Below are 10,378 nucleotides of genomic sequence, written 5' to 3'. Positions count from 1 at the left end.
GCCAGCCGCATCACCTCGGTGGCGATTCGGTCGCCGTCCGTCCCGGTACCGGCCCGCATCCGGTCGCGGACCAGGCGGGAGCCGTGAGCGGCGAGGTGCTCGAAGAGTTCGGCGTCCTTGACCATGGCCATCTTGAGGATCTCGGCGAGGCCGTTGCACACGTGGCGGGCGCTGAGGGTGCCCAAGAACTCGCGGTCGATGAGGGTGACGGCGGAGGGGTGGTAGGTGCCCAGGCGGTTCTTGTGCTCGCGGAAGTTCACCCCGGTCTTCGCGCCGATGGCCGCGTCCACCATGCATATCAAGGTGGTGGGAACCCGGATGTAGGGAGTGGAACGGCGGTACAGGCTGGCAGCGAGACCGACAAGGTCGGTCAGGACGCCGCCGCCGATAGCGATGACGGGCTCGCGACGCCGGGAGACGCCGAAGGAGTCCATCGAGGAGACAATCTCGAAGACGGTCTCCATGCTCTTGACGCCTTCGTGGGCGTCGATGACGCACAGACCGTACTCGACGCGCTGGTTCTGGAAGTACGCGTGGATACGCGGCCCGTACAGGTCGTACACGGTGCTGTCAACGACGACGAGCCGGCGTCCGGGCCGAACCGCTTCGGGGACACCTGCCTCGGCCAGCGCCGGATTGTCCGGATCCAGGAGCCCGGGGCTGAGGAACACTTCGTAGGCGACTTCCTTGCTCGTGCTCACCCGCCACTTGTGCGGGGTGGCCATGGCCGAAGCCCCGGGGTTCGGCAGCACGGCCTGTAACGCGGAATGGGACGGGAGCGTCATGTCGGTACGCCTCTTGTCTGCGTCAGGGCACCTCGGTGCCGACTTAGGAATGCCAAGGAAACGACCACTACACGCACCGTTCCACGGTGAACGGCGGTCCTGGGGCCTTATGAGGGGATGGGGGGAGCGGGTGCGGGACGCTATGCGCCGGGCGGTGCCGTGGCGGATGCCGTGTGTCTCCCGAGCAGGCGCCACCAGGTGAGCGAGATGCTGTCGGGGTCCAGGCAGGGGGGCCGCGCCATGGACCGCTGGGCCTCGCGGAACGCGGCGACAGTCACGGCGATGTCGTCCGATTCCACGGTGAACAGGGCGAGATGAGTCCCGTCGTCTGTGGACTCCGGGCCCTGGCCTTCCAGCGGGGCGCACCGTTCGGCGGTGACGAACCCGGGCACTCGCAGGACCTCGTCGAGGTGGAAGTCGTCGTACCAGCGGTGGTACTCGGCCTCCTGCCCCGGCAACGGACGGGTTCTGACGATCAGCAGCAACCTCACCACTTTGCCTCTTTCGGGAAATACCGGCCCGCGGTGTTCTGTGACGGTGGTCGTCGGCTCACCGGAAAGTCCGGTGAAACCCCAGGACACGGATTCCTCTGTGAGTCGTCGATTCCGTACCGCGACGGTACGTGGGTCACGACGCTTGCTTCGTTCGCAGAAGTGAATTAAATGGGGAGGAGCATCTCTGGTAGATCTTCGCGACAGTTGATTGAAGGCAGGGGCGGGGTCAATAGTCAAGAACTGGGCCATCAGGTTTCGGCCAGTCCTTCTCGATAGGTGAATGCCGAACTGGCTGCGTGACCACATTCTTCGGGGACCGTTCGGATGGGTGTGCAGGATGGCGTACCTGCGGAGGATTGGCCGATATTGACTCCTCGCACCGTTTACTTCCCGAACGAAGAGCCCCGCGCTCGTTCGAGAATGTCCGACAGGTCGACCAAACTCGCCTGGCATATTTCGGTCACTCGCTCCGGAGGCATTGCGCAGGGCCGCAAGGATGGCTTTGACTGCCGGTGGAGCGACTGCAGGAGCCGGGAGCCCGTCGGGAGCGTCAAACCGTCCGGGCCCCGTTCGCGGTGACCGCCCCGAGTTGACAGTTCGAACGGCGTGCTCACGTCCCGTCCGGTCGGCGGTCGAAGATCATCCCGCTCCTTCGGGTGCAGCCGCAGCCGACACTGCGGCGGCGACACCCGTCGGATCGGAAGAGGCTGAACGTTGCACAGAGGAGCGAAACATTTCGCAGAACCGTACCGCGGGGACTCATTGCTCCCTTCGGCGCCCACGTGTCCCCCTCGCGTGCGGGGGTACCCAGGAATTCCCGGACGAGAGACGTTCACGAATCATTCCGGTGAGGTTCGCCGCACGGGCCGCATTCTCCATTTACAACGGTGAACGGGCCGTAAAATCCATGTTTCCGGAGGACGCGGGGGCGATGCGGCGATGACGGACTCCGGTGAACTGCACCCTCCGGCTGCCCGCCGCCCCGTCGGCGCGCCAAAGCTCCTGAAGTCGCGGTCGGCCTACCACAACGCGTGGATGACGGTCCGTGAGGACATACTGCGTCATCCCGACGGCTCGGCCGGTCTCTACGGGGTCGTGGACAAGCCGGACTTCGCGCTGGTCCTGCCGCGGGAGCGGGACGGCTTCCACCTGGTGGAGCAGTACCGCTACCCGGTGGGCGGCCGGTTCTGGGAATTCCCGCAGGGCTCATGGCCCGGGGAGACGACGCCCACGACGGACACGCTCCTGCGCGACGACGCAGTCGGCGAGGGGCCCCCGGCGGACGCGGTGGCACTGGCTCGTGCCGAACTGCTGGAGGAAACCGGGCTGGCGGCCGGCACCCTGACCTGGTTGGGCCGGCTGCACGTGGCCCACGGCTACTCCTCGCAGCGCTGTCAGGTCTTCCTCGCAGAGGACCTGACCCTCCATGCACCGAGCCGGGAGGCGACCGAGTCCGACATGACCCAACGCTGGGTGGACGCCGGGACACTGGACCGGATGGTGGCGGACGGCCGGTTCGTGGACGCGCCGTCGCTGGCGGCCCTGGCACTGCTGCACCGGCATCCGCTCGGCAGACGTCGCACCGACGAGAACGGATAAAACGACGAAGGACAAGCGGGCAGACACATCCTCCGCACAACCCGCTGGTTACCTCGCCGTGCTGACGACGCCCGGGGCACCGCGTCCGGTGGTGTGGTCGCTCGTGGGGCGGTTCGGATTCGCCGGATCCAACCTGGCGCTGCTCACCTACGTCCAGGCTATGACCGGATCGTTCGCGTTCGCCGGGGTGATGATGGCGCTGAGCCTGGTCGGCACCGCGCTGACCGGGCCGGTGCAGGGCCGGCTCATCGACCGCTTCGGTCCCCGGCGTCCGCTGCTCGCGCTGAGCGGCGCCCACTGTGCGGTGAGTGCACTGCTGGTACTCATAGTGGGCTGGCCGCACGGCTCGGTGACCCACACGGCACTGCTCGCATCGGCGGTGCTCGCGCAGAGCGCCACCCAGCCCATGGTGGCGGTCGCCTCCCGCGCCATGTGGCCGCGGCTGTTGCCGCCGGGCCCGCGGCGCGAGACCGCGTTCAGCTACGAGACGGTGACGACGGAGGCGTGCTACCTGCTGGCACCGGCCCTCAGCGCGACGCTGGCGACCCTGCTGTGGCCGGGAACGTCCCTGGTGTGCACGGTGGTCCTGGTGGCAGGAGCCTCGCTGGGATTCGCGACCGCACCGGTCGTACGGGCGTGGAGCGATGCGCCGCACCAGGACGCACCGCGCACACACGGCCAGGCGGAGGAACGGGCGACGGCGCCAGCCCTTCAGGTGGTGGATCGCCGGCCGGTGCTGCGGCTTCCCGGCATGCCTCCGCTGCTGGTGGCTGCCCTTGGGTTCGGAGTCGGCGTCGGATTCGTCACGGTGACGACGACCGCGGCGGCCGACGCGCTGGACGCGTCCCGCTACACGGGACTCCTCCTGGCCGCGTGGTCGGTCAGCTCGGTCCTCGGAGGCCTGGCGTACAGTCTGCGTCCCTGGCCGCGCTCACCGATCGTGCGGCTCCCCCTGCTGATGGCCGCCTTCGGGCTCCTCCTACTGCCCGCACTGGCCGGCGGTGTGCCCGGCATCGCCGTTGCCCTGGTGCTCAGCGGGGCCACGCTGGCCCCGCAGCTCACCGCGCAGACGATCCTGCTGGACCGGCTGGTGCCCATGTCCCGGACCACCGAGGCGTACAGCTGGGTGACGACCCTCGTGGCGGCCGGGAACGCGGCGGGCCAGGCGGGGAGCGGTCTACTCGTCGAGCGATTCGGCTACCGGACCACCTTCCTGACCTGTACCTGCCTCGTCCTGGTCTTCGCCGCACTCGCGGGCAGCCACTGGCGGCGTATGGCCGACGCGCCTCGCCTGTTGCAGCCGTCCGCGAAGACGTGAACCCCGCCTGTACCACCGTGCTGCGGCGTCGGTGAAACCGGCTGCGCCGACGGCTGGCATCGGGCCTAGGCGTATTGACCACGAGAACGGCGGCGCGCACGACTCGCTCAACCACTACAGCAAGGGGAACGGTTCGTAGTCTCGCCCGTACCCCACCCGTCGGTCGGCTGGGCGCGGGGCACCTTCGGCGGCCCACGCGGCACCATCGCGGTCGAATGGCGTACGGAGGGCGACGAACTGCATATCACCGTCGAGGTCCCGCCCACCTCCACCGCCACCGTGCTCTTCCCTGGTGGTGAGGAGCTGACGCTGGGTCCGGGCCGGTTCACGGAGCGACGACGCGTCGGCGTGCGGTGAGCTGCCTCGACCACGGCAGGTCTGCGGCAGGTCCCGGGCCACGCTCACGGCGGGCGGATCCGGCCGCTCGACTGCCTCGTACGCCTTGACCGGCCCGTGGTTTGTGCGGGCCAGTCTCCTCATCCTGCGCTCGCCCACGTGACCGGCAGCTCATCCTGCCGCCTGCCCAGCGCGCTGAGCAGGCACTTTGCGGGTGGCGCCGACAGTCGAAACGGGCGCGTGCTCCGCCGGTGCGCATGGGCGGGCAGACCCGGGTGTACGCAAGTCCGTGATCAGCCGGGAGTGGTTGCAGGTGCGGCGGCCGGGCGGTTGACTCAGTCCCCCGGGGTGCCAACACACGTACTGCTGCTTGGGCGGATGACATGGTGCGGGTCCACGCGACCTCCGACGGCCTGCTGACGGCCCTCGACCGGCGGACGGCCCCGAGTCCGGCAACCGTGGCATCGCCGCGCAGGTGCGTGGGGTCGCTCGTGACCTCGGTCCGGTGATGGACGAGGTGAAGGCGGGGGTATGGCGCCTACCGCTGAGGGGTTCGAGACGTGTCCGGGCAAGCCGGGGAAGAACCTGCCGACGGTGGCGGGTGCTGCTGAACAGGTCACCGATGTGTGATCAGACGGTGGGGCAGGGATCGCTTGGCCGGACCGGACGAAAGCTTCAGGCGCACCCACAACGACGAGGAGACAACCGAGGATGCCACCCCAGCACGAACAGTCGCACGAGACCTCACCAGGGACCGGTAGAGCCTCCCCATCGGTTCGCCGGGCCGTGCACATGACCGTTGCAGCCGGGGACCCCGGCGGTATGTTGTTGCCGCGCGCCACGGCCGTCGCCAGGCCCGCGGGTGAGGCCGCTCCGGAGAGTCCTGCGGCCGCTCTGGCGAGTCCCGTGTCCGCTCCGGCGACCGCGTCCGATGATTCAGCGGAGCCCGCCGCGGAGGAGGCGGCGGTCACCAGGCGCGGCTTGGTACTCGCCGCCGCGGCCATTGCCGGGACGGTGCTGGTCGGGGCTTCGATCGTACTGGTGGGACACACGGGTCACAGCGAGCAGTCCGGCGACCCTCTGGCGGCGCCCCAGGGCGTCACCGTGCCGACCACGCCCAGCAGCATCCCAACCGACGGCCACACCTCCAGCTCTCCGTCGGTCTCGCCCACGCGCACCGCCACGGCGAGCGCGACGGCCGAGCACCGCAGCGCGCCGAAGCCGAAGGTGACGGCCGAGGCCGCCGCCGGTCAGGGTGCGATCCCGGCCTCGTCCGAGAAGAGGACGTCACCGCCGACGACCGCCGCGGATGCCGTCGCACAACGGGCCGCCGCCCACCCAGGCCGGCACATCTGCTACCGGGCCTACGTCAGCGAGGTCGGCTGGGAGGCTCCGGTGTGCGACGGCGGCGTGGCGGGTGAGACCGGGAAGAATCGGCCCATCGAAGCCGTCGAGCTCTCCACGGCCGGTACGTCGGGGAACGAAGCCAACGCATACATGGCCAGCAGCGGTTGGCAGGGCGGCGGCGCCTGGAACTGGAAGGGGGCGGCGAACGGCCAGAACCTCGTCATCGGAAACCCCGGCTCGGGGGCGGCGATGAGGGCATTCATGACAAGCGTGAAATCGGGCACCATCTGTGCCAACACCTACGTCTCCTCCAACGTCGGCTGGCAGACCACCCAGTGTGGCAGCAGCGGCGCCAAACCCGACTACCTCTTCTGCGGCTCGGCCGACAAGACGACCAAGCTGATCGAAGCCGTCGTCTTCAGGGTGTGAGCACCTCGCGCCGGGGGCCGTACCACCGACGTGGTACGGCCCCCGTTCCGTTTCCGGCCCTCGCCCGCTGCCTGCCGAGAAGCGCCGTCCGGACCGAATCCCCTTCAGGGTCAAGCCAAGCGCCAAGGAGACTGGCCCGAGTCGCCGTCAGATGAGCCCCGTACGTATGGCGTAGGAGACGGCGTGGGCGCGGTTTCGCAGTTGCAGGCGTTTCATCAGGCCGTACAGGACGTACTTCACGGTCCTCTCCGAGTACGAGAGCTTCTCCGCGATCTCGGACAGTTCCCGGCCCTCGGCGACCAGACGCAGCACATCCACCTCGCGCTGGCTGACCCCGGACGCCGTCAGCCCGCGGGGGGTGAGGACCTCACGATGCGTTCGCTGGACCTGCTCCATCAGCCTGCCCTGGAGCGTTGGCGGAAGCGATCCGCCGCCCTGGGTGACTGTCATCAGTGTCCGGGCGAAGACCGCGGGAGTGAAGGAGTCGCGCCACAGCACGGCGCGCACCCCGTGGTCGACCGACGCTGAGACCTCGGCATGCCACCGTCTTCCCGCCACCACCACGAAACGGGCGTCGGGGCGGTTGCACAGGCCGGGCAGCATGTCCAGGACTGAGACGTCCATGGTGTCCACGGCCACCACGGTGACGTCGGCATCCTGGCTGCTGCTGATCTCGGACAGCCTCCGGTCATGCTGAAGGCAGCTCACCAGACCGACCCGGACAACGGGGTCGGGTGCGTACACGGCGACCTGGACCACGTCGCTGAGCATTTGCTGAGGCATCGGCCCTCCCTCACGGGAAACGGTGTTGCGTATCCACGGCGATCAGGAGGGCGATGTTGTCATGGACGTATCCTCGGTTTCCGCTCCAGCGACCCCCTCCGGTCTAACATCAGGGAAAGCTGCCACGAGTCGCGCCCGCCGTTCCGTGCGGCCGCGACCATGCGCGGCGCCGCTCCGGAAAGGGCCCGTCGCGATCAGCGGGCCGCGGTGAGCACGGCCGTCGCGACCTTGGTACGGGACCGAAGACCGGTGCGCGTGAACAGCCGGGTGATGCGGTGGGCCACCGCGTTTTCGCTCAGACGTAACACAGTGGCAACCTGCCTGTTGGTCAGCCCCTCGGCGATGAGCGTGGCCAGCAGGTGGTCGTTCTCCGTGGTCGCCTGCTTTCGGCCGGGCACGGCGAGCCCGGCGTCACGCAGTGCGGCCCTGGCGCGGTAACGCCACAGCGCGGCGCCGGTCTCGCCGAACAGCTCGTACGCCTCGTACAGCAGTGTCTTCGGCCCCGCGCCCGCGATGGCGGCGGTGGCCAGCGTGATGCCCGTCTCGAACGGCTGGCTGCGCGACCGGGCCAGGTCCACCGCTTCGCGCAGGCGGTCGCGGACATCCTCGGCCGGGTCGCCGCCCAGCACCCGGGCCGACGCCAGCAGATACAGCAGCCGTGACTGTCCGCTGCCCATCCGCTCGGCGAGCGTGTGCAGTCGGCTGAGACACGCTGACGCGTCGGCGTGCCGCCCGGCTTCCTGCGACACGACGGCCAGCGTGGCCCACAACTCGTCCGTGGCGTAGACGCATTGGCGTTCGTTTGCCGCTTCCAAGCCGCGCCGCAGAATGCCGGCCGCTTGATCCAACTCGCCGAGGGCCCGCAGCACCTCGGCCTCGCAGTGGTCCAGGGTGTGCTCCAGCGGCCCGGGTTTGCGGCCGCGCACGCTGTCCAGCAGGCGGCTGGCGCTGGTGGTGCGGCCCCGGGCGAGCAGGATGGCCGCGGTTCTGGCGGCCAGCAGATGCTGGTTCGGCGCCGCGTCGAACGTCCGGTCGTGCGCCAGTGCCGAACACGCCGTCTCCATGGCCTCGTTCCAGCGGCCCTGCAAGTGACAGAGCAGGAAACGGCTGGTCGCCCACAGCACCTCGGAGGTCATACCGCGAGCCGACAGCAGGTCTTCGGCGCGTCGCAGATCGCCCGTGCCGAGGAGATGATCCAACTGCATGACGGTCATCGAGTAGACCCGTTCCGGGGGCAGGCCGTCCAGGACAGGGGCGTCCAACGAGCGCAGGAACCTCTCTGGACGACCCATCACGTATTCGCAGGCCGCGCGGCACAGCTCGGGGTGGAATCGGTAGGCCGGATCGGTGTTCCACACCGCCTCCGTCCGGTCGAGCAGAGCCAGCGCCTCGGGCCACCTCTCCAGCAGGCACAATGCAATTGTCCGGCCTGCCACTTCGGTGAAGGCAGGCAGCGGCAGATCGTCCCACCAGCGCTGCTCGGCCATCCGGGACACCCGCTCCCAGTTGTCGTCGGCCGCTGCGGCGCTCACCGCCAGCACGCCCGTCTCCTGGAGGTCCAGCACGCCGAGACCCTCGCCCGGGTTGCGCAGGATCGCCTCGGTCTGTGCCGTCGAAGCCGCGTAGTCGCCGTTGAGGTAGGAGACCTTGGCGTACTGGAACAGCGCGAGATCGCGTGCGGACGGCTGGTCGGTCAGGAGCGCGGCGGTCCCCAGCCACCGTGCGATGGCCTGTGTCCCGGGGGCGGGGTGCAACCGGTCGGCGGCCGCTACCAGTTCCGTCGCGGCGCGGCGTCGGTCGAGCAGGGTGCCCGCGTCGGCGATCCGGTCGGGCAGGTACCACACGGCGTCCGCCTCTTCAACGAGGAGGGCCGCGGTGTGCGCTGTCTCACCGGCCGCCCACAGCGCCTCCACCGCGGCGGCCGAAAGGCGCCGGCGCTCAAGCGGGCCGAGCCGCTCCCGGACGGCGTGCTCCACCAGCGGTATGCGGAACCGCCAGCCACGTGCCGGGCCGTCGGCGTCGTGAGAGGGCAGTTCGTCGACGATCCCCGCGTCGGTCAAAGGGCGGATGCCGGCCTCGATGTTCGCGTCGGACAGCCCACTGGCCGCCGCGCCCAGTTCCACCGCCGCCCGGCCGAGCGGCCACAGGATGCTCAGCACCGCGGCCGCCGTCCGGTGCGGCTCACCCAGCGCGTCCAGGGCCGCGATGAAACGGTCGTCGTCCGGCAGCACCGGTACCGGGGCAGTGCTGTCCAGATATCCGTGGCCGTCGACCACCCGTATCGCGCCCTGCTCGGCCCACCCGGTGAGCAGGGCGTCCACAGCGCCCGGAATCCCGCGGCTGAGGGAGTACGCCAACTCGCTGAGCCGGCGGTCGGGCACCGCCTGCAACTGCTGGCTCACGGCGGCCGTGACGTCCTCGGGACCGAGGCGTGCGAGGCTGACGGTGAGCACCGTACGGTTGCGCGCCAGCCGATCGACCGCCCGCCCGGAGCCGGAAGACCCGCCCACCGGGCCGTGGTCGACCGCCGTGAGCACCAACCGGGCACCGCCCGCGCCGCGTTCGGTCCTGACCCTGCCGAGCCCGGCGATGGAGGCGGAATCGGCGAGGTGGACGTCGTCGACCACCACGACCACGGGAACCGGCTGCGCCAGCGCGGCGGCCAGGGACTCGCGAACCGCCGCCCGGTCGCCCTGTTCCACGGCGGACAGCACGTCCGCGGCCGGTGTGCCGGACGGACGCCACCCGGCGGTACGGGCCCGGTGTTCCTCCAGCGCCGTCACCATCCGCAGTGTGAGCAGCAGGGGGTGCTCGGCGTCGCCGGGCACGCAGGGCAGGAAGATCACTACCACCCCCTCCCCGCTCAGCTGTTCGGCGGCGGTTCGCACCAACGCGGTGCGCCCGGCACCCCGCTCTCCGCGGACCAGCACCGGACGACGGTCGACCGGATCGCGGACGCTGCCGAGTACCGCGTCCAGCTCTGAGCGGCGGCTGGTCAGGCACGAGCGCACCAGACGCGCCGCCGTACCGCCGCGGACCATCTGCACACCTGACGGACCGCCCACTGCCGCACCGCACCTTTCACTTCACTTGTCTGGCCGACGAACCCGCCGTACAACCCACCGCGGACCCGGTGGGTCGGGGCCTTGCGCCGTCGGCCATTATGGCTGCCCTCGGCGCGGGTGCTCGGGCCCTCGTCCGACCGGTCGGCGACCGCCACCGCGGCGGCAGCGGCCGGCGACGCGGTCCGCCCCGCCCCGCGCCCGCCCCACGAGCCGCGGGCCGGT

At 70.0% G+C, this 10,378-nt stretch carries 7 protein-coding genes and 1 pseudogene; 4 read left to right on the top strand and 4 right to left on the bottom strand.

Annotated features, from left to right (window positions below):
• Positions 1–785 (bottom strand): iron-containing alcohol dehydrogenase (locus ABZ646_RS30390; protein ID WP_360525739.1); only part of this gene is annotated, 785 nt, incomplete at its 3' end.
• Between the two features lie 140 nt (positions 786–925).
• Positions 926–1,276: a hypothetical protein gene (locus ABZ646_RS30385; protein ID WP_360525736.1), complete on the bottom strand. Its 351-nt coding sequence runs from the start codon at positions 1,274–1,276 to the stop codon at positions 926–928.
• A gap of 942 nt (positions 1,277–2,218) precedes the next feature.
• Between ABZ646_RS30385 and ABZ646_RS30380 the strand changes: the two genes are divergently transcribed.
• The 4 genes and pseudogenes from ABZ646_RS30380 (at position 2,219) to ABZ646_RS30365 (ending at position 6,308) form a co-directional block, all read left to right on the top strand.
• Positions 2,219–2,878 (top strand): NUDIX hydrolase, encoded by a 660-nt coding sequence (locus ABZ646_RS30380; protein ID WP_360525733.1) that lies wholly within the window; start codon positions 2,219–2,221, stop codon positions 2,876–2,878.
• Positions 2,879–2,936: 58 nt separating this feature from the next.
• Positions 2,937–4,196 (top strand): MFS transporter, encoded by a 1,260-nt coding sequence (locus ABZ646_RS30375; protein WP_360525730.1) that lies wholly within the window; start codon positions 2,937–2,939, stop codon positions 4,194–4,196.
• 189 nt (positions 4,197–4,385) lie between these two features.
• Positions 4,386–4,553, top strand: a pseudogene (locus tag ABZ646_RS30370) (alpha-L-rhamnosidase C-terminal domain-containing protein); the annotation flags it as partial.
• A 1,020-nt stretch (positions 4,554–5,573) separates the two neighbouring features.
• Positions 5,574–6,308 (top strand): hypothetical protein, encoded by a 735-nt coding sequence (locus tag ABZ646_RS30365; RefSeq protein ID WP_360525727.1) that lies wholly within the window; start codon positions 5,574–5,576, stop codon positions 6,306–6,308.
• A gap of 147 nt (positions 6,309–6,455) precedes the next feature.
• On the opposite strand, the gene ABZ646_RS30360 is transcribed toward ABZ646_RS30365, so the two are convergent.
• Both ABZ646_RS30360 and ABZ646_RS30355 read right to left on the bottom strand, forming a co-directional pair.
• Positions 6,456–7,091 carry a response regulator transcription factor gene (locus ABZ646_RS30360; protein WP_360525724.1) on the bottom strand — a complete coding sequence of 212 codons (636 nt, stop codon included), beginning with the start codon at positions 7,089–7,091 and terminating at the stop codon, positions 6,456–6,458.
• Between the two features lie 194 nt (positions 7,092–7,285).
• Positions 7,286–10,156, bottom strand: a complete 2,871-nt coding sequence (locus tag ABZ646_RS30355) for an AAA family ATPase (protein WP_360525721.1) — start codon at positions 10,154–10,156, stop codon at positions 7,286–7,288.
• Positions 10,157–10,378 lie beyond the last annotated feature (222 nt).

It is taken from the genome of Streptomyces sp. NPDC007162, assembly GCF_040634175.1.
GTDB lineage: Bacteria > Actinomycetota > Actinomycetes > Streptomycetales > Streptomycetaceae > Streptomyces.
Note: the sequence above shows the minus strand (reverse complement) of the source record. Positions and strands in the feature narration are given on the sequence as shown.

Excerpts from the sequence above, each read along its gene's own strand:
- ABZ646_RS30380 (WP_360525733.1), top strand. The coding sequence starts at position 2,219 with ATGACGGACTCCGGTGAACTGCACCCTCCGGCTGCCCGCCGCCCCGTC.
- ABZ646_RS30360 (WP_360525724.1), bottom strand. The coding sequence starts at position 7,091 with ATGCCTCAGCAAATGCTCAGCGACGTGGTCCAGGTCGCCGTGTACGCA.